General features: G+C 61.5%; 17 protein-coding genes. 6 read left to right on the top strand and 11 right to left on the bottom strand.

All coding sequences use genetic code 11. The annotated features are described in order from the left end of the window. Window positions 1–181: 181 nt before the first annotated feature. Window positions 182–865 (bottom strand): orotate phosphoribosyltransferase, encoded by a 684-nt coding sequence (pyrE, locus tag DWZ52_RS07345; RefSeq protein WP_006236284.1) that lies wholly within the window; start codon window positions 863–865, stop codon window positions 182–184. Between the two features lie 436 nt (window positions 866–1,301). On the opposite strand from pyrE, the gene mgtA reads away from it, so the two are divergent. The 5 genes from mgtA to DWZ52_RS07320 all read left to right on the top strand — a co-directional run bounded on the left by mgtA (window position 1,302) and on the right by DWZ52_RS07320 (window position 8,584). Next, window positions 1,302–4,070 carry a magnesium-translocating P-type ATPase gene (mgtA, locus tag DWZ52_RS07340; RefSeq protein WP_118385233.1) on the top strand — a complete coding sequence of 923 codons (2,769 nt, stop codon included), beginning with the start codon at window positions 1,302–1,304 and terminating at the stop codon, window positions 4,068–4,070. A gap of 222 nt (window positions 4,071–4,292) precedes the next feature. Next, on the top strand, window positions 4,293–5,030 hold the full coding sequence (locus DWZ52_RS07335) for a DUF4428 domain-containing protein (RefSeq protein WP_118385232.1): 738 nt from the start codon (window positions 4,293–4,295) through the stop codon (window positions 5,028–5,030). Window positions 5,031–5,054: 24 nt separating this feature from the next. Further along, window positions 5,055–6,377, top strand: coding sequence for a hypothetical protein (locus tag DWZ52_RS07330; protein ID WP_118385231.1), 1,323 nt, complete (start codon window positions 5,055–5,057; stop codon window positions 6,375–6,377). 48 nt (window positions 6,378–6,425) lie between these two features. Beyond that, window positions 6,426–7,661 carry an SPFH domain-containing protein gene (locus DWZ52_RS07325; RefSeq protein WP_118385230.1) on the top strand — a complete coding sequence of 412 codons (1,236 nt, stop codon included), beginning with the start codon at window positions 6,426–6,428 and terminating at the stop codon, window positions 7,659–7,661. 80 nt (window positions 7,662–7,741) lie between these two features. Further along, window positions 7,742–8,584, top strand: coding sequence for a hypothetical protein (locus DWZ52_RS07320; RefSeq protein ID WP_118385229.1), 843 nt, complete (start codon window positions 7,742–7,744; stop codon window positions 8,582–8,584). A 193-nt stretch (window positions 8,585–8,777) separates the two neighbouring features. Here the strand turns inward: DWZ52_RS07320 and DWZ52_RS07315 are convergent, their stop codons facing one another. The 8 genes from DWZ52_RS07315 to DWZ52_RS07280 all read right to left on the bottom strand — a co-directional run bounded on the left by DWZ52_RS07315 (window position 8,778) and on the right by DWZ52_RS07280 (window position 17,630). Further along, window positions 8,778–9,401 carry a response regulator transcription factor gene (locus DWZ52_RS07315; RefSeq protein WP_118385228.1) on the bottom strand — a complete coding sequence of 208 codons (624 nt, stop codon included), beginning with the start codon at window positions 9,399–9,401 and terminating at the stop codon, window positions 8,778–8,780. After that, window positions 9,398–10,897 carry a sensor histidine kinase gene (locus tag DWZ52_RS07310; protein ID WP_147352148.1) on the bottom strand — a complete coding sequence of 500 codons (1,500 nt, stop codon included), beginning with the start codon at window positions 10,895–10,897 and terminating at the stop codon, window positions 9,398–9,400. The genes DWZ52_RS07315 and DWZ52_RS07310 overlap by 4 nt, the downstream gene beginning before the upstream one ends. Then, a complete protein-coding gene (locus DWZ52_RS07305) occupies window positions 10,894–12,693 on the bottom strand; it encodes a histidine kinase N-terminal 7TM domain-containing protein (protein WP_158572427.1) in 1,800 nt (599 codons plus the stop codon). Before DWZ52_RS07305 ends, DWZ52_RS07310 begins: the two co-directional genes overlap by 4 nt. A 226-nt stretch (window positions 12,694–12,919) precedes the next feature. Beyond that, on the bottom strand, window positions 12,920–13,939 hold the full coding sequence (locus tag DWZ52_RS07300; protein ID WP_304999874.1) for a family 1 glycosylhydrolase: 1,020 nt from the start codon (window positions 13,937–13,939) through the stop codon (window positions 12,920–12,922). Window positions 13,940–14,281: 342 nt separating this feature from the next. Then, on the bottom strand, window positions 14,282–14,926 hold the full coding sequence (locus DWZ52_RS07295; protein ID WP_118385225.1) for a DUF4867 family protein: 645 nt from the start codon (window positions 14,924–14,926) through the stop codon (window positions 14,282–14,284). Window positions 14,927–15,070: 144 nt separating this feature from the next. Then, window positions 15,071–15,559 (bottom strand): S-ribosylhomocysteine lyase, encoded by a 489-nt coding sequence (locus DWZ52_RS07290; RefSeq protein WP_118385224.1) that lies wholly within the window; start codon window positions 15,557–15,559, stop codon window positions 15,071–15,073. Window positions 15,560–15,662: 103 nt separating this feature from the next. Next, the gene (locus tag DWZ52_RS07285; protein ID WP_118385223.1) at window positions 15,663–16,637 is read right to left on the bottom strand and encodes a nucleoside hydrolase; all 975 of its coding nucleotides are present in this window, start codon (window positions 16,635–16,637) and stop codon (window positions 15,663–15,665) included. A 30-nt stretch (window positions 16,638–16,667) separates the two neighbouring features. Then, window positions 16,668–17,630, bottom strand: a complete 963-nt coding sequence (locus tag DWZ52_RS07280) for a ribokinase (RefSeq protein ID WP_118385222.1) — start codon at window positions 17,628–17,630, stop codon at window positions 16,668–16,670. Window positions 17,631–17,817: 187 nt separating this feature from the next. On the opposite strand from DWZ52_RS07280, the gene DWZ52_RS07275 reads away from it, so the two are divergent. Further along, entirely contained in the window at window positions 17,818–20,034 is a 2,217-nt protein-coding gene (locus DWZ52_RS07275) for an acyltransferase family protein (protein ID WP_117855354.1), read from the top strand. A gap of 91 nt (window positions 20,035–20,125) precedes the next feature. Here the strand turns inward: DWZ52_RS07275 and DWZ52_RS07270 are convergent, their stop codons facing one another. Together DWZ52_RS07270 and DWZ52_RS07265 are read right to left on the bottom strand one after the other, a co-directional pair. Beyond that, on the bottom strand, window positions 20,126–21,322 hold the full coding sequence (locus DWZ52_RS07270) for an Nramp family divalent metal transporter (RefSeq protein WP_117855390.1): 1,197 nt from the start codon (window positions 21,320–21,322) through the stop codon (window positions 20,126–20,128). 74 nt (window positions 21,323–21,396) lie between these two features. Beyond that, the gene (locus DWZ52_RS07265; RefSeq protein ID WP_117842992.1) at window positions 21,397–23,241 is read right to left on the bottom strand and encodes a magnesium transporter; all 1,845 of its coding nucleotides are present in this window, start codon (window positions 23,239–23,241) and stop codon (window positions 21,397–21,399) included. Window positions 23,242–23,410 lie beyond the last annotated feature (169 nt).

Genomic DNA, 23,410 nt, shown 5'->3' with positions numbered 1-23,410 from the left:
GCCATTGTGGCTCTTGACAGCGGATTGGGTCATATGAGCGAGCGACGTCCAGGGCGGACAAGTTGGCATGAAAAAGGCGAGGTATTGACCTTCTGGTCATGCCTCGCCTTTTGAATGACAAATTGTCGCCCTGGGCGGCGCGCAGCGTCGGCCGGTTACGGCGTTTGGTAAAACGCCGTAACTACTCTCGGGCTCCGTACTGCTCGTAGTAGGCGTCGATGGCGGTCTTAAGCTCGTCGTCAATGACAACCTTGCCGTCGATCTCGTGGTTGTAGAGGGTCTCGACGACCTCGGCCATGGAGACGATGCTCGCGACGGGGAAACCGTACTTGGCCTCGATCTCCTTCTGCGCGGTGGTAACGCCACCCTTGCCGACCTCCATGCGGTTGAGAGACACGATGAGGCCCTTGATCTCGACATCGGCAGCCGCCTTGACCTTGGGATAGGTCTCATCGATGGACTTGCCGCTGGTGGTGACGTCCTCGACCATGACCACGCGGTCGCCGTCCTGGGGCTCATAGCCCAGCAGGTTGCCCTTGTCGGCGCCGTGGTCCTTGGCCTCCTTGCGGTCGCAGCAGTACTTGACCTCCTTGCCGTACAGCTCGTGGTAGGCAATGGCGGTCACGACGGCCAGGGGAATGCCCTTGTAGGCCGGCCCAAACAGGACATCAAAGTCGTCGCCAAAGTTATCGTGGATAGCCTGGGCGTAATACTCGCCCAGCTTCTTGAGCTGGTAGCCCGTCACGTAAGCGCCGGCGTTCATAAAGAACGGGGACTGACGGCCGCTCTTGAGCGTAAAGCTGCCGAACTTAAGAACGTCGGACTCGACCATAAACTTGATGAACTCTTGCTTGTAAGCCTCCATGCGGGCTCCTCTCGTAATCGCGTACGTGCTCTTCAGTTTAGCGCAGGCGAGGCGTCGATGTGGGCGCGCTTTGAGGCCACGTCATTCTGTAAAGGCTTTGTCAGGGACAATGGTTTTCCGAACAATGAGGTTGACACGGCAAACCCCCTCATCAAGAATACGGGCGGATTAAAACGGGTGCGAGACACCCGAAGCGCGCCGCGCCCGGCCTTAAGGAGGTGTGCCATGGAAGGCAGCCATAGTCGAAAAACCTGCATGTCGCCCTCGGCACGCCGCGAGGATTCCGCACACGCATAAGCGCCACGAATCGATCGTCAAAACCACCACAAAGGTGCCTGTCGCCTTTGTGGTGGTTCGAGAGCATGACGTGAGCGACATCTAGGTTTTTAAAGCACATACGACACGTACGCTAACTCCCTTTAACAAGGAGGACCCTATGCTGATGCTCAAAACCGCCACGGTACTCGAAGTCATCTCCAAGCGCCGCCGCACGGCGCGCCCCGCCGCTCACACCGGCCTGTCCAAGAACACCATATTCGCCGCCACCCATAGCGCCGAGGACGCCCTCGTGCTGCTTGACGCCACGGCCGACGGACTCACTGCCGAGCACGCCGCCGAGCGCCTGGACGCCGCCGGCCCCAACACCATCGAGGCGCCGACCAAGACGCTCGCCCGCCGCATCGCCGACGCGTTCATCGATCCCTTCGCCGGCATCCTCGCCGCGCTCGCGCTGGTCTCGCTCTACATCGACGTGCTCGCCGTACCCGAGCCCCAGCGCGATCCCTCCACGGTCATCGTCATCGGCATCATGCTGCTGGTATCGGGCAGCATGAAGTTTATCCAGGAGGCTCGCAGCGGCAATGCGGCCGAGGCCCTCAAGGACCTGGTCTCCAACACCTGCTGTGCCCTGCGCGACGGCGAGCGTATCGAGATCCCCTTTGATGATCTCGTCCCCGGCGATGTAATCCGTCTCTCTGCCGGCGATATGGTGCCGGCCGATGCCCGCATCATCACCGCGCGCGACCTGTTTGTGATCGAGTCCGCACTCACCGGCGAGAGCGAGGCCGTCGAAAAGACCGCTGCCATCACCGTCGCCGAGGGTGCCGGCAGCTCCGCGCTGCCGCTCTCTGCCTGCAAAAACATCGTCTTTACCGGCACCTCCGTGCAAAACGGCACCGCTATAGCACTTGTCGTTGCCACCGGCTCGGACACCTACCTGGGCGGCATCGCCAAGATGCTCAACGGGCGCGGCGAGAAGAGCGCGTTTGACCGCGGCGTCTCGAGCGTCTCCATGCTGCTCGTACGCCTTATGCTCGTTATGGCGCCGGTCGTCTTTGCCGTCAACGCCGCCACCAAGGGCAGCGTCATCGACGCGCTGCTGTTCGCCACGAGCGTGGCCGTGGGCATCACGCCGCAGATGCTTCCCGTCATCGTGACCACGAGCCTGTCGCAGGGCGCCAAGGACCTCGCCCGTCGCCAGGTTATCGTCAAGGAACTGCCGGCGATCCAAAACCTCGGCGCGATGGACGTCCTGTGCTGCGACAAGACCGGCACCCTCACCGAAGACCGCATCGTGCTCGAGCGCTACCTCAACACCGACGGCAACGAGGACGCACGCGTACTGCGCCATGCATTTTTGAACAGCTTCTTCCAGACCGGTCTCAAGAACCTTATCGACCTGGCCGTCATCGACCGTGCCGACGTGACGCCCTCGACCGTCGCGCCCGATGCCATGCTGGGCCAGAGCCTGCGCGACCGCTATACCAAGGTCGACGAGGTGCCCTTCGATTACTCGCGCCGTCGCCTGAGCGTGGTCGTCGCCGATGCCCAAGGCAAAACCCAGATGGTTACCAAGGGAGCTGCCGAGGAAATGCTCGAGATCTGCTCCTTTGTCGAGGTTGATGGCGCCGCCCAGCCGCTCACCGAAGACAAGCTCGTCCTGATTCGCAAACAGGTCGCCGGGCTCAACGCCGAGGGCCTGCGCGTAATTGCCGTGGCGCAGAAGACCAATCCGCGCTGCGTGGGCGAGTTTGGCATCGCTGACGAGTGCGACATGGTGCTGATGGGCTTTTTGGCCTTCCTCGATCCGCCCAAGGCAAGTGCCGCGGGTGCCGTTGCCACCCTCGAGGCCAAGGGCGTAGCGGTCAAGGTCCTGACCGGCGACAACGACCGCGTGGCCGCCACCGTCTGCGAGCAGATCGGTATCGACGCGAGCAATGTCTTGCTAGGCTCCGAGATAGATGCGCTCGACGACGCCGAGCTTGCCGAGCGCGCCGAGAAAACCCACCTCTTCGCCAAGCTCTCGCCGCTGCAGAAGGCGCGCCTGGTGCGCGTCATGCGCGAGCTGCTCGGTCACACCGTGGGCTTTATGGGCGACGGCATCAACGACGCCGCCGCTATGCGCGCGAGCGACTGCGGCATCTCGGTCGACTCCGCCGTCGACATCGCCAAGGAATCCGCCGATATCATCTTGCTCCAAAAGGACCTGGGCGTGCTCGAGCGCGGCATCATCGAAGGCCGCCGCACCTACGGCAACCTGCTCAAGTACCTCAAGACCACGGTGAGCTCCAACTTTGGCAACGTGCTGTCCGTGACCATCGCGAGCCTGTTCTTGCCGTTTTTGCCCATGAGCGCCCTGCAGCTGGTGCTGTTGTCGCTGGTCTACGAGATCGTATGCATCGCGCTGCCGTGGGACACCGTCGATGACGCCTGGACTGCCCGTCCGCGCGCCTGGGAAGCCGCATCCATCAAGGGCTTTATGCTCGAGCTGGGCCCCGTGAGCTCGCTGTTTGACATCGTGACCTTCGCCGCGCTCTTCTTTGTGGTATGCCCTGCCGCCATGGGCGCGAGCTGGGCAGAGCTTGCCGCCGCGGGCGACGTCGCAGGCATGGCAGCCTTTGCGGCGCTCTTTCAGAGCGGCTGGTTCATTGAGTCCATGTGGTCGCAGACGCTCGTGATCCACATGCTGCGCTCCCCGCGTCTGCCAAGCCCGCGCGACCACGCCGCCCCCGCGCTGTGCGTGCTCACCGTGCTGGGCCTGGCGCTCGTCACCTGGCTGCCGGCAAGCCCCATCGCCGATGCACTGGGGCTCATGCCGCTGCCAACGAGCTTCTTCGCGCTGCTCATCGGCATCGTCGCCGCCTACATCGCACTCACTCAGCTGGCCAAGCGCCACTACATCGCCCGCCACGGCGAGCTGCTGTAACTTCACCGGCACCTTCGTCAAGGATGTTTGGGCCGCCGCGATCCGCCCCCGCTGGCCGCGGCGGCCCAAAACAGCTAAAAAAGCCCCGTCCCAAATTAACTACCCAAAATGGGCCATGTGTCCCAGTTGTGGAGACTCGTTGAGCCGTCTGGGTATCGTGAAAGATCGCGCACTCCCCCATCATCAAAAGTGACACACGCTACCAGTTGATGGGAGGCAGCCATGGGCTTCTTTGACAAGATGTTCGAGAAGAAAGAGTGCGCGATTTGCGGTACCGAGCTGGGACTTCTAGGTAAGACAAAAATCAATGAAGGCTACCTGTGCAAAGAGTGCGCCGGCAAGCTCTCCCCCTACTTTCACGGCTATCGCTCCAGCACCGCGGACGATATCCGCGAGCAGCTCGCCTACCGCGAGGCCAATGCCGAGCGCCTGGCGTCGTTCAACCCCACGCGCACGCTTTCTGCCGGGCGCACCAATATTATGCTCGATGAGGACGCGGGCCTGCTGATCATCACCTCGCAGAGCCGCTGGCGCGACGCCAATCCCGACATCATCGAGTTCTCGCAGGTACTCGGCTGCGATATGGATATCGACGAGCATCGCACCGAAATCTATCGCGAGACCAAGGACGGCGAGCGCGAGAGCTACAACCCGCCGCGCTACGACCTGGATTACGACTTTAATCTGACCATCCACGTCAACACGCCGTACTTTACCGAGATCAACCTGCGCGTGAACGACTCCACCATCGATCAGCGCGGCTCCATCGAATACCGCGAGGCCAAGCGCCAGGCAACCGAGGTCCGCGACGCGCTGGTGCAGCTGCGCCAGGAGACGCGCGACAGCGCCGTGGCCGCCAAGGCCCCCAAGACTGCGGTGACCTGCCCCTTCTGCGGTGCAACCACCATTCCCGATGCCAGTGGGCGCTGCGAATACTGCGGCGGCGCCATCGGCGCATAGCCTCCGGCACGGAAAGGACCGATCATGGCCTTCGAGAGCGTTAACTATCAGTGCCCTGCCTGCGGTGGTCCCCTGCATTTTGCCAGCGCCGAGCAAAAGCTCGTCTGCGACTACTGTGACTCACGCTTTGAAGTCGAAGAAGTCGAGGCCCTCTATCGCGAGCGCCAGGACAAGGCCGACGCCAAAGCCGATGCGGCAGCCGCAACGCCCAAGCCCGTCGCCGACGACGCGGTGCAGGAGCTCGCCCAAAACGCCGGCTACATCTGCTCGTCGTGCGGCGCCGAGCTCGTGTCCGACGGCACCGTCGCCGTCACCACCTGCCCGTACTGCGGTAACTCCGCCGTGGCGCCCGGCCAGCTCTCTGGCGACTTCTCGCCCGACCTGGTGATTCCGTTTAAGCTCGGGCGCGACGATGTCACAGCCGCACTCAAGGAACACTATAAGGGCAAGATCTTGCTGCCCAAGAGCTTTGTCACCGGCAACCACATCGACGAGGTCCAAGGTGTCTACGTGCCGTTTTGGCTCTACGGCGCCCGCGTTGACGGCGAAGTGTATTTTGACGCGACCAACGAGACCGTGACCGAGGAATCCGATCGCACCGTCACGACCACCGACCACTACGATGCCTATCGCAAGGGCAATATCTCGTTTAAGCGCGTGCCCGTCGACGGATCGTCCAAGATGCCCGACGGCCACATGGACGCCATCGAGCCGTTTGACTACGACGCGTTGCGCCCGTTCTCGGTCGCCTATATGCCCGGCTACATCGCCAACCGTTACGATGAGGATCGCGAGACGTGCAGGGCGCGCGCCGAGCGCCGCATGGAGGAGAGCACGATCTCGGCCCTGCGCGAGACCGTCGTCGACGAATACGACGATGCCACGGTCGAAAGCAAGCAGCTCGACTACACCTGGGAAGACAGCGACTACGCCCTGTTCCCCGTCTGGATGCTCTCCACCTCGTGGAACGGCAAGAGCTACCTGTTTGCCATGAACGGCCAGACCGGCCGCTTGGTCGGCGAGCTCCCCTGCTCCAAGCCCAAGCTCGCTATTGCCTCGGTGCTGTTCTTTGTGATCGGATTTGTCCTCTCCCAGATTCTCTTTATGGGCGAGAACGCCTTCGATCCGGATTACCTCGCCTTTGATATCGAGGGCATCCTCATCAACATCATCGCGCCGCTGATCATCGTGATTATCGGAGACGTGCTACTGGTAGGCCAGCTCAAGACGGCCAACGAGGCCACCCACGCCGACGAGTACTGCGGCGAGCTCGACCTGACCGAGAAGCACGACACCTTCAGCCACACCGAGACCTCGGTCGTCATGAAGGACAACAAGGACGATTAGCCATTCTGACCAATACCACCCGGCCTTTGACGAGAAAGGAAGATCACCATGGGACTCTTGAAAGCTGGATTGGGTGCTGCCGGCGGCGTCATGGCCGACCAGTGGAAGGAATTTATCTATTGCGAATCGATGCCTGCTGACGTCTTGGCCTGCAAGGGCAGCAAACGTACCGGTGGCCGCAGCTCCAACACGCGCGGCGAGGACAACGTCATCTCCAACGGCTCGGTCATAGCCGTCAACGACGGCCAGGGCATGCTCGTGGTGCAAAACGGCAAGATCATCGAGGTCGCGCTGGAGCCCGGCGAGTTTGTCTTTGACACCGGCAGCGAGCCGAGCGTCTTCAGTGGCAACCTGGGCGACTCCATCAAGGAGACGTTTGCCAACATCGGCAGCCGCTTTACCTTTGGCGGCGACGCGGGCAAAGACCAGCGCGTCTACTTCATCAACACCAAGGAGATCATTGGCAACAAGTACGGTACCGCCTCGCCCGTGCCCTTCCGCGTGGTCGATAACAACATTGGCCTGGATGTCGACATCTCCGTGCGCTGCAACGGCGAGTACTCGTACCGCATCACCAACCCGCTGCTGTTCTACACCAACGTGTGCGGCAACGTAACCGATAGCTATACGCGCGACAAGATCGACAGCCAGCTTAAGTCCGAGCTGCTCACCGCCCTGCAGCCCGCCTTTGCCAAGATCTCGGAGATGGGCATCCGCTACAGTGCCATCCCCGGCCACACCACCGAGCTCGCCCGCGCGCTCAACGAGGTCCTCTCGGCCGACTGGCGCGACCTGCGCGGTGTCGAGATCGTGAGCTTTGGCGTCAACTCCATCGCCGCCTCGCAAGAGGACGAGCAGATGATCAAGGACCTGCAGAAAGCCGCAGTCATGCGCGATCCCACCATGGCGGCAGCCAACATTGCCAGCGCCCAGAGCGACGCGATGCGCGCGGCAGCCGCCAACCCCAACGGCGCGATGGCCGGATTTATGGGCATGGGCATGGCAGGTGGCATGGGCGGCATGAACGCCAGCCAGCTGTTCGCCGCCGGCCAGGCACAGCAACAGGCCGCCCCGCAGCCGGCTCCGGCACCCGCTCCGGCTCCTGCCGCCGCACCTGCGGCCGGCACATGGACCTGCAGCTGCGGCGCCACCAACACCGGCAAGTTCTGCTCCGAGTGCGGCAGTCCCGCACCCGCCCCGGCACCGGCCAAGTGGTTCTGCCCCAACTGTGGTAGCGAAAACGGCGGTAAATTCTGCAGCAACTGCGGAACGCCTAGGCCCTAATCCCTTTATCTGGTAATTGGCGGGGGTTCCGCCACCCCCGCATTTGCTTCTATGGGTTTCGTTCGATAAAGGAGGACACCATGAAGACAACGTTCAAAAAATCCGCACTCGCATTTCTGACATGCGTCCTTGCGCTCGCCTTTGCCCTGACGGGCTGCAGCGGCGGCGGCAAAGACCCCAAGGCCAACTTCGTCGGCAGCTGGGAACTCTCGGGTGGAACCATGGAGGGCGAAGAGCTGACCGATGAGTACATGAAGCTGCTCGAGGATTGGGGTGTCCACTGCGTCCTGATTCTCGATGAGGACGGTACAGGTGCCCTCGACCTGTTCCTTGAAGTCGTCGACCTTAAATGGGAGGCAAAGGACGCCACCACCGTAACCATCACCGCCGAAGACGAGTCGCATGACATGAAGCTCAAGGACGGCAAGCTCATCCTCGAAGAGGATGACGGCAATCTTGTCTTTACCAAGTCCGACAAGGACCTGTCCGGCACGGTGAAGAAGGATCGCGAGGCGGCCGAGAAGGAAGAAGAGATCGACGAGGCCGTCGAAGACGACGACGTCCAGAAGATTGAAATCTCCCCCGCCGTCACCGTTGCCGATGACGACCTGTGCACCATCACCATCACCGAGAAGTTCAAGGACGAGTGGGGCGACATCGGCTTTGTCGTCAACATCACCAACAAGAGCGACAAGGACCTGACCTTCTACGCCCCCAGCGGCAAAACCAACGTCAACGGCACCATGAAGGAACCCTGGTTCTCGGCTCACCTGATGCCCGGCACCAACGCCACTGAGGAATTCACGTTCTCGAACGGCACGCTCGATAGTCTTGACGACCTGGTCAATACGACCATCGGCATCGACGCCTACCTGACCGATTCCTACGAGGACGTCGCCTCCTACAGCGCAACCATCGCGTAGCGGCACGTAACATCAGCCGCGGATTGGCGGACACATCCGCGCACATGCCAGGCGGGGCCGCAGGAGATGATCCTGCGACCCCGCCGCTTCATGCCAACAGCACTGCCCATACAAGCAGGCCGCCCGCCGTTTTTAGATGCGAAACGGCGGGCGGTCTATCTTTACGGCGCCAGAACACGGATGAGCGCGTCGATTACGGGCGTTCCATGTTGGGAACGATGCTGCCCTCGGTCACCGCATGCACGGCAAGACGCATGATGTTGTCGTAGCCGGTCTTGCTCAGGATCTCCGAGATGCGGCGCTTGATGGTACCCTCACTCATGAACAGCTCGGCCGCGATCTCGCGACGGCTCTTGCCCTCGCAGGCGAGGCGCAAAATCGACAGCTCGACATCGTCGAGTGCCGCCGTACCCGAAAAAATGCTCTCGGGCGGCTTGGGAAACGTGCAGTAGCCCGCCAGCGTGGAGCGCATCACGGCGAACAGCTCGTCGATACCGACGTTCTTGTACACAAAGCTATCGACGCCCGCCTCGCGGGCCTGATCGACAAAGGTGATCTCGGGCATGCCGGTCATGATAATGATGCGACACTCGGGCAGCTGCTCCTTGATGCGCGCCGCCGCCACGATGCCGTTGGAATCATGCTCGGTGCACACGTCCATCAGCATCATGTCCGGGCGCTCCTTGAGCGCGACACCCAAGGCCTCGGAGGCATCGGCGATCGCGGAAACAACGGTCATATCGGGCTGGTCGCCAACGGAGCGCGCCAGGCTTTCGCGCAGAATGGCCTGGTCTTCGACAATTAACACGCGGATCATGAGTTTCTCCTTTGGGACGTGTCGTTGGAGTTAAGCGGAATGGATACCGTAAGCGTAAAGGGCGAGGTGGCGTGGACCTCTAGGCTGCCACCCAGATCTTGCGCGACATGCCTCATACCTGGGATACCCGTTCCCTCGCGATACGATACGGGGGCCGGGGACCCGTCGTTAGAAATCGTCATGCGCGCGACGGCTCCAGCATCCGCCCCCTCCTTCCACAGACGCACGTGGACCCGATGCGCCTGCGCATGCTTGGTGGCATTGGTCGAGGCCTCGCGAATAATCTGCAAAAATGCGGCGGCGACACGCGTGTCCTCGGGCAGCGCGCCCTCAACATCGATCTGCACACTCACCAGGCCAAAAGCATGGACGATATCACCCAGCTGCTCTGCAGGCTCGCCGGCACCGCCACTGCGCAAATCGGCGGCGATTGAGCGCAGCAACGGGTCAATCTGCTCGAGCGACTCATCGTCCAGACGCCCCTCCTCCAAATAGCGATGAAGAATGGACAGGCGCTGCCCGATTACATCGTGAACGCGGGCACGCATACGTAGGTAGGCCGCATTGTCGGCAACCTTTTTAACTTCTTCGATCTGGGCCTGGAGCTCTTGGCCCGCAAGCTCAAGCAGGCGGTTGGCTTGTGCCAGGCGGTCGTAAGCGTGTGCGTATTCCGTCACGTCCAGGCCGACGACGCGCTCGAACGGACGGCCCGAGACCGTAACGGAGTCACGCACGAACAGACGAATCTCGGAAGGAGAGATCTCGACCACGGCGCGATCCCTGCCAAAGCGATCAAGGTCGATATGAGCGCGATTAGCGCTGCTTTCGGGCATTTGCATGCTAAGTTTGCGCAGGTCGCTCCATGTGCCGCTCATGTCACCTAGATCGGTGGGCATATGAAGTTCCACCAGGTTTTTGCGCATACAGCGGTTCATGAGCAGCGGACGGCCCCTCGGATCCAGATACAGGATGCCCACGGGAATCACGTTGATGGTCTCGATCGTCGAGAACGCGGTGATATCCTCCTGGCGGTTACGGACGTCCATCAAGAGCGCCGCGATGGAGCGGAACAGGAAGAACGCTCCCTCTGCGATAAGGACAACGGTCCACGCCGAGCCCATGGCAAAAACCACCGGCGGTGTAACGGCGACAACAAGCAGCAGCTCGACCAGCATGACGGGGCGACGATAGTGCACCATAAGTACCACGCCATAGGCAAAGATCGCGGCATTGAGCCACAACGCTCCGCCCGTTGCCCTGGCGCAAACGTCAAGCGGCGCCACCAGATACGAGCCAGACGACGCGAATAAGATGAGCGCTGAAATCATCAGGTGAAGCACAAGGCTCGCCTCGTAGGCGCAAATCACCTTACGGTTATAGGGCGAGCGGCGCGACGCGATGAGTGGGACGTGGATCGTCTGCAGACACGCAGCCAGGGCAAAGACAACATCGAGCGCAACGATTTGGGGAAGGATGAGCGAAATCTGCATCGTCACTCACCCGCCCTCGGCATCAAGACGATCATGCGCAGCTGGCCGGGCTCGCCCTCAAGGCGATATGCCACGTTGCGCCCTTGCAAAGCGCTTTCGAGCTCTTGCGCAGCGGGTGTCTGCGAAAGATCTGCATCATCGTTGGAAAAAAGCGTGGCGCGCAGCTCGACACTGCATCGGTCATGGTCGCCCAAGTGATACATAAGCGCCGGATGGTCGGTAGTGTAGGCAAAAAACGCAAAGTCATACACGCAGTCGTACAGGGCGCTTACCGTACTGGCGTGCATCGGGCGCCGTATGGCGATAATCGAGGCGCAATCGATATCGATGGTGCGCAGGTCGCTCGCGAGCTCGTTGGCAATGAGCTGAATGCGGTCGCGATCAAAGCCGCTCTCCCCGTGCTGCGCCAGCGTGAGCGACCCCTTGCGCTTGCAATAGGCGACGAGCATCTTGGCGCGCTGCAGCATGCGGTAACGCTCGTGCGAAGACGCCTCGTCGGTCAACGGCGGCAGCGAGCTCAGCAGGTCGTACATCTCTTCGAGTGCGCGGGCAAGCGCCTGGTCCACGTCTTGGACCAGCAGGGTCTCGGCCTCTTGATCTGCCAAATGCGTCTTAAGGTCGTAGTCGGCCGTGAGCAGTTCGTTTTGGCGCTGCAGCTCCATGCGACGCTGCGCCAGTTCGCGATTGAGCTCGTTGAGTTCCGACACGTCTTGGGCAAGCAGGGCTGATCCGCCCAGCAGTGGAAAGGCACGGTACATCACATCGGGATCGGACGCCACGGCAAAGGCGTGGGCGCGGCCGTGCTCCTGGGTCCGCAACTCCTCGCGCACGCCTACCGGCATTGGCTTTGACACTGGCGTGGCATAGACTTCCTGCAGTTCGCGCGTTAGAACTTTGAGGTCGAGCGGCAAGGTGTCGAAGATGCCGGCGATGTCGTGATACGACGGAATGACACCGCAATCGAGACAGATTTCCATCGCCACCACGCACAGGACGCAATAGACGAGCGAAAAGTTGAGCCTCCATGCCCAGGGCACGCGCAACGCATACGATATGGCAAAGAATGCGCCACCCAGCAGTACGAGCGCCGCCGTGCCCGAGAAACGCTGGATACGAAAGGACGAGGACCGACCAACCAGGATAAAAAAGGCCACGAAGTCAAAGGCCGTCCACACGAGAACGGCAAAATAACCCCAGCCGTACGTGTAATCGTTGCTCCAGGTGTCGCTTGTGCGGTCGAAGCGAAAGACCTGCTGGTGAAAATCGTTGGTGAGCACAAATCCGATAAGCAGGATGGCCACAATCCACAGCGCGGCGCAATAGCGGCGACCCAGGCGGTGTTGCTCCAGACCCGCAAGGCGCAGACCACACAACTGGTAGAGCAGCGGAATGAGCGTCATGGGCACGTAGTACAGGTACCACAGCACGGTGGCATAGAACGGTGTGAACGACTTGTACTTGAGAATGACTTCGATCATCCACAGGGCGCAGATGGAGGCGATGGCAACAAGGCGGCGGCGCAACACATAGTCCAAACAGCGCAGATAGACCGATACGCCCCAGATCGAAAATACAATTGCGGCGACAAGCAGCGGGAGAGAGCTCGAATGGGCGAGCGCATCCACGACTTCTTCGGACACCTCGCTATAGGCGGGCACGGCGTTAGAAAGTTTGGGGTCGAAGGCGAACAGCGCCGGCAAGACTGCCAAAAGCATGAGGAACAGCGCGGTGATGACACCGGCGATAGCAAAGACGCGGTGGCGGTACACCTGATGTGTTATGCCAACAAGGAATCGCGGCATGGCGAAGAGCCTGCCGCCCCTGGGATCCGCCACGGGAGCGGATCGGGCGGCCGCGTGGCCGATATGTCGCTCGCGGGTACCCATAGTGCTTTTAGTGTACCGACAGATGGGTCGAAAAAGCGGACCGCATGTCCCAAAATCCGCAGACGGCAAGGCGCCCGGCAAGCATTAACTGCTCGCCGGGCGCCTTGATTAGGAGACTCTGAAGTCGAGTGTCTCAGCTTCCTTAGGACAGGTCCTCACCATTAGAAACAATAACCTTCTTGTACCAGTCAAAGCTCTTCTTCTTGGAACGCTTGAGGGTGCCGTTGCCGGCGTCGTCGCGGTCCACATAGATAAAGCCGTAGCGCTTGGACATCTCGCCCGTACCGGCCGAGACCAGGTCGATCGGGCCCCAGGTGGTGTAGCCCAGCAGGTCAACGCCGTCCTCGGTCACCGCATCGCGCATCGCGGCAATATGCTGACGCAGGAAGTCGATACGGTAGTCGTCGTTGATGGAACCGTCCTCTTCGACAACATCCTTGGCGCCCAGACCGTTCTCAACCACAAACAGCGGCTTCTGATAACGGTCGTACAGGTCGTTGAGCGTAATACGGAAGCCCAGCGGATCGATGGCCCAGCCCCACTGGCTCTCCTGAAGGTAGGGGTTCTTGGCGCCGGCGAAGGCGTTGCCCTGGGTGTGCTCGACATCGGGGTTATCGGCACCGGCGGAAGAACGGGTGCTGTAATAGCTAAAGCTGATGAAGTCGACGGTGTTGGCGGCCAGAATCTCGCGGTCCTCGTCCGTCATGCCCACATCGATGCCCAGGCGCTCGAGCTTCTTGACGGCATAGGCCGGGTAGTAGCCGCGGCTCTGGACGTCGACGAAGAAGTAATTGTCCTGGTTGTCGAGCTGCGCCTGGCGCACATCGCCCGGACGGCAGCTGTAGGGGTAGTAGCTACCTGCGGCGAGCATGCAGCCAATCTTGACCTCGGGGTCGATCTCGTGGGCAATCTTGGTTGCCCAAGCGCTGGCGACGAGCTCGTTGTGGGCGGCCAGGTACTCGACGGCCTCCTTGTTCTCGCCCTCCTCAAAGACCAGACCGGCACCCATAAACGGCAGGTGCAAGATCATGTTGATCTCGTTGAAGGTGAGCCAGTACTTCACCAGACCCTTGTAGCGGGTGAAGATCGTGGTCGCGAGGTTCTTGTAGAAGTCGATGAGCTTGCGGTTGCGCCAACCGCCGTACTCCTTGATGAGGTGGATCGGGCAGTCGAAGTTTGTCGTGGCTTCAGTATCCCCGTAAGCAGCGCGCTACTCAACGGCAACGGCGCAGGTCGACACTTCTTTTCGCGCACAGGCGCCCCGCAGCCGCCCTCGTCTGACACTTTTTGATACCCGCCCGCCCAACCACCACAAAGGGAACAGGCACCTTTGTGGCGGTTTGGGCCCGGTTTGTCTCGATCTGTAACAGATAGGCCGCCAAAACCGGGCCTGGTGTTACAGATCGAGATCTTTCGGGCAGCCCCTGCAGTTTGTCTAAATCTGTAACAGGTAGAGACGATTTAGCCCGCTAGATGTTACAGATCGAGACAAACAGGAAGCCCCCTAGTCGCAGGCGATGTCGAGGTTCTTGCCGATGAGGCCTACGTAGCCGCCCTCGGCAGCCTTGGGGCTGTCGGCATGGCAGAGAACCCACTTGTCGGCCTTCCAATAGCAGTAAGCGTCGCCGGCCGTGGGCATGTCGGCCGCAGCCTCGGGGCGCGGACCGTTGGTGCCGGCGGGCAGCGCCACCATCACCTGGAAGCCCCCATCATCGACCATGCACGGCGTGTAGTGAAGCGTGGTGTTGAAAACCTCGACAACCTTGCCCGCCGGCACGCGGAACGCCTTGACGCACGCGGTGTCGAGCTTGCCGTCCTCGATCTCCCAGCGATGCGCCACGAGCAGAATAAAATCGCGGGCGCCCAGGTTAAACTCGCTGGCGCGGTGATACTCCAGGCAGTTGAGGCGCGTGTTGTGACCGTTGCACCAGCCGAGCTGGAAGGGACGACCACCAAACATGAGAAAGCCCAACTTATCGGCATCCTTGACGCCCTCGAGCTCCGGCGCACTTGCTACGTACTTGCTGCCATCGGGAATGGGCGTGGCAGAGAGCGCCTCGAGCACGGGCGACGTGAGCTCGGACGAAACGTCATCCCAAACGTTGCCATAGGATTTGAACTCGGGATCGTTGACAGAGTAGATATGCATGTTCACTCCTGTTCGTAAATGTGACTATACGAACATTCTAGAACAAACATGAGCGATTTTGAACGCTCGTCCCGACCAATCAACAAAAAGGCGCCCCCGCATAAGCGAAGGCGCCCAATGCGCTCGTTTTGGGCGATAAAGCTCTTACGCCTGCTGATAGTGCAGGTGCTTCTCGTCGATATCGGCCAGGTCGCGGTCGAGGTAACGGCGTGCGAGCCAGTTAGCCATAGGAAGGTTCTGGTCCAGGTAGTTACCGCACTCCTCGGGAGCGGCACCGGGGACATCGCCCTCGAAGCCGGCGACAAACTCAAACAGCTCGCGGACGAGCGGCAAGATCTTCTCACTCGTCAGCTCGCCAAAGACAACCAGGTAAAAGCCCGTGCGGCAGCCCATGGGGCCAAAGTAGACAATGCGGCTCGACCACTCGGCATGATTGCGAAGGAACGTCGCGCCCAGGTGCTCGATGGTGTGGCACTCAGCCGTGTTCATGACCGGCTCCTTATTGGGCGTGGTCAGGCGTAGGTCAAAGGTGGTGACGGCGGCGCCGGTCGCCGGATCGCGGTCGATGCGGCTCACGTACACGCCGGGCTCAAGCAGCAGATGGTCAACGGAAAAGCTCGCAATGCGCTCCATGGCAGATCCTCTCGATAGTCAAATTGGGACGGGGCTCTTTTAGCTGGTTCGAACGGTCGCACCAATCATACCAGTCAAAAAAGCCCCGTCCCAAAAAGACAACTTAGCCCAGGACGCGGGCCATGCGCGCCTTGAACTCGGACAGGAAGCGCGGGGCGTCGACGGTCAGCGCCACGAGTGCGCTCTTGTCGGGGTCGGCCACACGGCGCTCATCGCAGATGGTGCGGCCGCGATACTCGCCGAGCAGGTCGACGCGCAGGTTACAGCCGAGCGCGCCCACGAGCGTGGGATCAATCGCCACGGCAACCGCCAGCGGATCGTGCAGCGCGCAGCCACCCAGGTAGGGGGCGTTCATCTCGTACGAGCCAATGTAGTGCTCCACCATGCTCGCAAACGCGCAACCGGCCATGGTGCCCGAACCCGTCCAGCCAGCAATGTCGCGACGCGTGAGCACCGCGCGATGCGTCACATCCAGACCCACCATAGTGAGCTTGCGGCCCGAGCGCAGCACCGCGTCGGCTGCCTCAGGATCACTTGCCATGTTGGCCTCGGCGCCCGCGCTCACGTTGCCGGGCACGGTAAGGGCGCCGCCCATCACGACCACGCGTCCGATGGACATCATCGCCGCCGCATCGCGCTCCAGGGCGAGCGCCAGATTGGAGAGCGGGCCAGTCGCTACGTAGACCAGATCGGGACCATAAGTGCGCGCGGCATCGATCAAATAATCGACCGCAGCGTTGCCGCCGGCCGAGGTCGCTCCCACCGGCTCGTAGGGCGACGCGGGCACGCTCGCGCCGCCGATGCCGTTCTTGCCGTGAATGAGCGCGGTGGACGCCGGCGGCGTATAGGGCTCAGTCGCCTGCAGAGGACGGTCGGCACCCAGGTACACCGGAACCTCGGGGCGACCCAGCAGATCGAGCACCGCCAGGCAGTTGTGCGCCGACTGCTCGACGCGCACGTTACCAAAGCACGTGGTGATGCCCACGAGCTCCACCTCGGGGCTCGCGATGGCATAGGCCAGCGCCATCGCATCGTCCACACCCATATCCAGATCAAGGATCAGCTTCTTGATTGCCATTGTTCTACTCCGCTTCTCCGTCTTTATCGTTTAACCAAACCAATGTTCAACTTCGGCGCGCGTGGGAATCGATTGCTGAGCGCCCAGGCGCGACACCGTCACTGCCGAGGCGCGAGCACCCGCGGCCATGCACTCAAAGAGCGGCAAGCCCTCTAGGCGAGCCGCCGCCAACGCGCCGATAAACGTATCGCCGGCGGCCGTGGTATCGACTACCGTGCTCGAAAGCGCCGGCATGCGCAGCAGCTCACCGTCATCGCCGAGCGTAACCGAGCCGGCACCGCCCAACGTGATGACCGCAGCTCCGGCACCCCTAGCGAGCAGGACATTGAGCGCCGCGACGCAGCTTGCATCGTCCGCGGGCAAGATTCCCGTCAGCACCTGGCACTCGGTCTCGTTGGGACAGACCAGGTCGACCGCAGGCCACGCTCCTGCCGGCAGGTCGCAGGCGGGCGCCGGGTTAAAGATCGTATAGAACCCCAGCTCGTGAGCGCAAACAAGCGCCTCGGCCGTCGCCGCAAGGTCACATTCGCCCTGGGCGATAAAGACGCTTCCGGCAGCCGGGGCAATCTCGCTGGCGTCGCCGTCGAGCTCATGGGCCACCAGACGCCTCAACGCGCAGGCAACGTCCGCGCCCGCAAGCGCATGGTTGGCGCCCGGTGACAGTATGATGCGGTTGTCGCCCTCGCAGCGAATGATAGTCGCGGTGCCGGTCTCCACGTCATCGCGAAGCGCCACGAACTCAACACTCACGCCGGCATCCTGGAGCCCCGCCACAAGCGCATCGCCAAAGGTATCACGTCCAACAGCGCCGATCATGCATGTGCGCGCACCCATGCGCGCGGCGGCAACGGCCTGGTTAGCGCCCTTACCGCCGGCGTTGGTGATAAACCCGCTGCCGCCGACGGTCTCGCCCGCACGCGGCATGCGCTCGCACGCCACCGAAAGGTCCATGTTCATGCTGCCGAACACCGCAATGATGTCGCGATCTGCCATGGAAACCTCCTCATCTGCGGGCCTTATGCCCACCGTCGACCATCGATTGTGCGCCCTCGCACCCCCTATAACTTTAGTTCACTTTGATGTGGACGCACGCTTGAGCTTGCGCCAGCAGCAAGCATTCACAGGAGCAGGCAGCTACAATAAATACGTGCTGATTATTCTCGTCATTGGATGATGTTTTATGGAACAATTCTCGCAATCGGGCTCGCGCGGTCGACGCCGCACAGGCAACGAGCCGGCGCCGCACGAACGCGTGAAGAGCGAACGCCGTACCAACGAGCCGCGACGCACCGCAAGCCCTCATCGCGCTTCTACCAACAACGCGGGCCGCGCCAACACTCCCGCCGCGGAGCAGACGCCTGCTCGCCCCAAGTCCCGCTACATCCCTGCCCTTGACGGCCTACGCACGCTTGCCGTCGTCGCGGTGGTGCTCTATCACCTCAACCTCACGTGGGCGCAGGGCGGTCTGCTCGGCGTCACGATCTTCTTTGTGCTTTCGGGCTATCTGATCACACGCCTGCTACTCAACGAAGTCGCTAAGACCGGCCGCATCGACCTCAAGAGCTTCTGGATTCGCCGCATCCGTCGCCTGGTCCCCGCCGTGGTAACGGTAGTGTTCGTGACCTGCGCGCTGTGCACCATCTTTAACCACGTGATGCTCACCAAGATGCGCCCCGACATCCTGCCGTCGTTGCTGTTCTTCAACAACTGGTGGCAGATTGCCCAAAACGTCTCGTACTTCAATGCTCTGGGCGACCCCTCGCCGCTCACGCACTTTTGGTCGCTTGCCATCGAGGAACAGTTCTACCTGATTTGGCCGCCACTGCTGTTTGCCATGGTATCCATGCATGTGAGCAAGCCCAACACGCGCCGCTTGGTTCTGGGCCTTGCCGCGGCATCTGCCCTCGCCATGATGGTGCTTTACAACCCTGCCGCCGACCCCAGCCGCGTGTACTACGGCACCGACACCCGCGTGTTCTCGCTACTGCTGGGTGCCTGGATGGCCTTTATCCCCGATCGCGACCTGGCGCCAGTGCGTCTCGCTCATCGTTTGGGGCTCAATCGCCTGGCTGGCGCCGCCAAGCACGACAAGAACGCCGAGGGCAAACCTAGCGAGAAGGCCGACGAATCAGCCGAGACCGCCCCGGCACAGCCGAGCGCCCTCGTGCGCTTTTGGTCCTCGCCCACATCCATCGATGTGTTGGGCGTCGTGGGTCTGGTTGGCCTTGCCGCCATGGTCGCGCTCACCAACGGCTACACCGCGTTCCAGTATCGCGGCGGCACGCTGCTGTGCTCGGTCCTCACGCTCATGGTCATCGCGGCCTGCGTGCAGCCCCAGGGAATGGTTGCCCGCGCGCTGTCCGCCGAGCCGCTCGTGTGGGTTGGCAAGCGCTCGTACAGCATCTACCTGTGGCACTATCCCCTGCTGTTGCTCATGAACCCGGTCGCCAACATCAACGATACACCGTGGTGGCAGTACATCTTGCAGGTACTTGTGGTGGTCGCCGTGGCCGAATGCTCATATCGCTTTATCGAAACGCCGTTTAGAAAGGGCGCCTTTGAGCGCACCGTATCCGAGTTCCGCGACGGCACCGCCACGCCCGCCAACTGGGCACGCGCGCACGTCCCTGTCTGCGCAACCTGCGCTGTCGTGTTGGTCGTTGCACTGGGCGGCCTGATCTTTGTGCCGGAGACCTCCGCACTGAGCGGTGAGGGCGCCGAAGTCCTCAACAAGGAAGCCAAAAACACCGCGCCCGCCGACCAGCAGGCGGCCGACGACACCGACAAGGACAACGACGGCTTCCCCGATGGCTCCTACGATTTGCTTATGATCGGTGACTCCGTGTCGCTGCGCGCCGTTGATTCCTTTGACGGCGTGTTCCCGCACAGCCATATCGATGCCGAAAAGGGCCGCCAGTTTGATGCGGGCCGCGCGACATTTGAGGGCTATCTCCAACAGAACCTTGCCGGCAAGATCGTGGTCTTTGCGCTGGGCACCAACGGCTTGGTAACGGACGCCCAGGTCGACGCGATCATGGCCGACGCCGGCGAGCAGCGTACTGTCGTGTTTGTAAACACGCGTAGCCCGCAGCCGTGGGTCGGGTCCACGAACCAGGCCATCGCCAACGCCGCCACGCGCTACAAGAATGTACGCGTTGTCGACTGGTACGGGTACAGCGCCAACCGCAACGACCTGTTCGACGGCGACGGCACGCACCTGTCGACTACCGGCGTGACCGAGTACCTCAACCTGATCCACGATGCGGTCAAGAAAGACCTGCCCGTGCACCCCGAGGACCACGTCAACGATCCGCAGCCGGCAGCCGTCAAATCCGCCGCCGACGCACTCGTCAATGCCCTCGCCTACAAGCCACACAAGCTGGGCACCGACAAGTAGCACGCAGCCAAATCTGTGTACACCCGCAGCAACCAACCAAAAATCGCTCTTTTCGAGCCGGCTCCGAGAGGCCATGGGCAAAAAAGAGGCGCTAAGCGCCGTAGCCCATCGCTTGCAGCACAAACATGACGACCGTCAGCACCGTAATCACGGCGATAGTCGCCCACGTGAGCACGTTCCACACGCGGCCGTTGCGGTTGGCGCCCATAATGTGACGGTCGGCGGCGATAACCACTTGGAACACCAGAACCACGGGCAGTAGCACGCCATTGATGACCTGCGAGGTCATCATAATCTGGAACAGATCGACGCCGGGCATAAGCACCAGCACGGCAGAGATACCGATGATGGCCGTAATGATGCCGCGATAGACCGGGGCCTCGTCCCAGCTGCGGTCGGCACCGCGCTCCCAGCCAAATGCCTCGCAGATAGCGCTCGACGTAACGCCCGGCAGCACGCAGGCAGCCAAGAAGCTCGCCGCGACCAGGCCCGAGGCAAACAGTACCGTGGACCACTGACCCGCAATAGGCTCCAGCGCGCGGGCAGCATCGGCAGCATCGCTAATCTGAATACCCGCCGGGAACAATACCGTGCCGGTCGTGATGATAATGAAGCCCGCAATGATATCAGCAGCGATCGAGCCGCTCACGGTATCAATACGCTGCAGCACGATATCGTCCTCGCCCGCGTTCTTATCGACCACGTTGTTCTGCGCCAAGAAAATCATCCACGGCGCGATAGTGGTACCGATCGTTGCGACCACGAGCGACACGTAGCTGGGGTCATTTTGAATGTTGGGCACGACCAGGTCGACCGCGACCTCACCCCAGTTGGGGCCAGCCATAAACGCGGCGACGATATAGGTCACGAACACGCAGCTCACCAGCAGCAGAATCTTCTCGATGCGCTGGAAACTACCCGACATGGTAAGCATCCACACCAGCAGCGCCACCAACGGCACCGAGATGCTCGCCGGCACGCCAAAGAGAGCAAGGCCGCTGGCGATGCCCGCAAACTCCGAAATGGTCACAGCCGTGTTGGCGATCAACAGCGCCGCCATGGCCAACACGCTCTTGCGCACGCCAAAGCGCTCGCGAATGAGCGATGCCAGGCCCTTGCCCGTGACGCAGCCGCAGCGCGCCGCGGTCTCCTGCGTCACGATGAGCAGCACAGTCATGACGGGAAGCATCCAGAGCATCTTGTAGCCATAGCTGGCGCCCGCGCTGGAATACGTTGCAATGCCGCCGGCGTCATTGCCCGAAAGCGCCGCCAGCAGACCGGGGCCCATAGCGCCAAAGATGGCTGCGATGGTCAGCTTTTGCTTGGTGCCCGACTTTTGCTTGGTATTTTGCACGCGACCACCTAGCCCATGACTGACATGGCGAGCAGCACCGCGGCGATGCAATACGCCACGCACGAGATCATGACGGCAATGACGTTCATGGCGGTGCCCGACGTGTTGAGGTCATGCTCGTCACGCCAGAACAGCACCATCAGGTAAATCACGGCACTCATGTTGCCAACCAGGCAAATGATAGCAGCGATATTAAAACACCCGGTAAAGAGTTGCTCCTCAAACATGGACGCATCGGGGAACGCAGCGGTGCGCACCAGCTGGGCGCACAGATAGGTCACGAGTGACAGAATCAGGCCCATGCCCGTGCTCTGGAAGAAGAACCCCAGATACGGCTTGGGCTCGTCGTCGTGACCGTCATACTCCAGGAAGTAGTTCTTGACGAACGACACCATGCGCGAGGCCGCCAGCAGCACGAGCGGCATGGCGCACATGGGGAACACCACCAGATGCGCGGAGCCGAGCGCCGTCCCCAACACGGTCGCCATGATGCACGACGCGATGCCCCATACAACAACCCAGTACTGGCGATGCACGAACCAGCTGAGCACGTTCGTCGAGTCGTCGGACGCGCTGTCACCCGAGCCGACACCGGCGATCTGCAGGTCCTCCTGATGCTCCTCGGCGATAACGTCCATGGCGTCGTCGAAGGTCACGATACCCAAGATGTGGCGGTTCTCGTCACAGACGGGGATAGCGACCAGGTCATACTTGGTCATCTCGTCCGTTACGTCTTCCTGGTCCTCGTCGGGCGACACATAGACCAGGTCGCGATAGGCCAGCTGACCCAACGTGGCGTCGCGGTCGGCTACGATCAGCGTGCGCAGCGAAAGCACGCCGGTCAGCATGCCGCTCGGATCCTCGGTATAGACGTAGTAGACGCTCTCGAAGTCCTCGTCGAGCTCGCGAATCGCCTCGATGGCGTCACCGACCGTTGCCGTGGCGGGCAGGGAAACAAACTCCGAGGTCATGATGCGGCCGGCGGTGTTGTCCTCATACCCCAGCAGGTTACGAATCGCCTTCTCCTCCTTGACGCCCATCAGGCGCAGGAGCTTCTCGGCCTTCTCGTAATCGAGCTCGTCGATCAGGTCGGCTGCATCGTCCGGGTCCATCATGGCCAGCATCGACGATGCGTCCGTATCGGACAGGCCCTCGAGCATCTCGGTCATAAGCTCGTCGTCATCGAACTCCGAGATGGCCTCGGCGGCCTGGGCAGTATCGAGCTGTGCAAACACCTGCGCACGTAGGCGCGGGTCGAGCTGCTCGATAATGTCGGCGATGTCGGCAGGGTGCAGCTCGCCGAGCGTCTTGTGCGACACCGAGAGCTGGATATTCTTGGTCGAGCGGTCGAGCAGGTCCATGTAGGACCAGGCGATGATATCCTCGCTCAACGGCTTGCCCAGGTGCTTCATAAAGCCCTCGGCAACATGCTCGAGCGTGGGGCTGATCGCGCGCAGCAAGCCGCGGGCGCCAACCTCGGCACCCAGCAGACGCAGCTGATTTTCGCCCGACATGGAAAACTTGATGTCGTTTACGCGCACGACCTTCATGCCCTGCGTGTCGACGATCTGCTTGTTGAGCACGTCGCGTGCGAGCAAGAGCTCGGTCGGCTGCAGGTACGAAAAACGGATTTCGGTGGCCGACGCCTTAAGGTACACGCCCGTCTCGTCGATACGGTCGACCCATTTGCGCCAGCTGATCATAAACGGCGTCTTGCCGGGGCCGCGGAACGCGAGCGACGTCACGTGCGGAAAAACTTCGCCGGTTGCAATGCCAAAATCGTTGACCACGCCGAGCTTTTCGCCGTCGACGTCCAAGACTGGCAATTTGAGCATCTCACTCAGATAATTCAATGGTGCTCCCCATCATTATTCCTCCGGACGCGGCCGCGCGTGCGGCGTCCGGGGGCTTCTGGATATGTATACGCATGCGCGGGCGGCACGCCGCTCGACGCTTACACCCCGTGCATGCGCAAAAAGCACCTGCATGGGATCATCGACTGTATGGTCGAGGTTTGGATTT

The sequence above is a fragment of the Collinsella sp. AF33-16 genome (assembly GCF_003475325.1).
Taxonomy (GTDB): Bacteria; Actinomycetota; Coriobacteriia; order Coriobacteriales; family Coriobacteriaceae; genus Collinsella.
The sequence above is the reverse complement of the archived record's forward strand: the minus strand, read 5'-3'. Positions and strand labels throughout refer to the sequence as shown.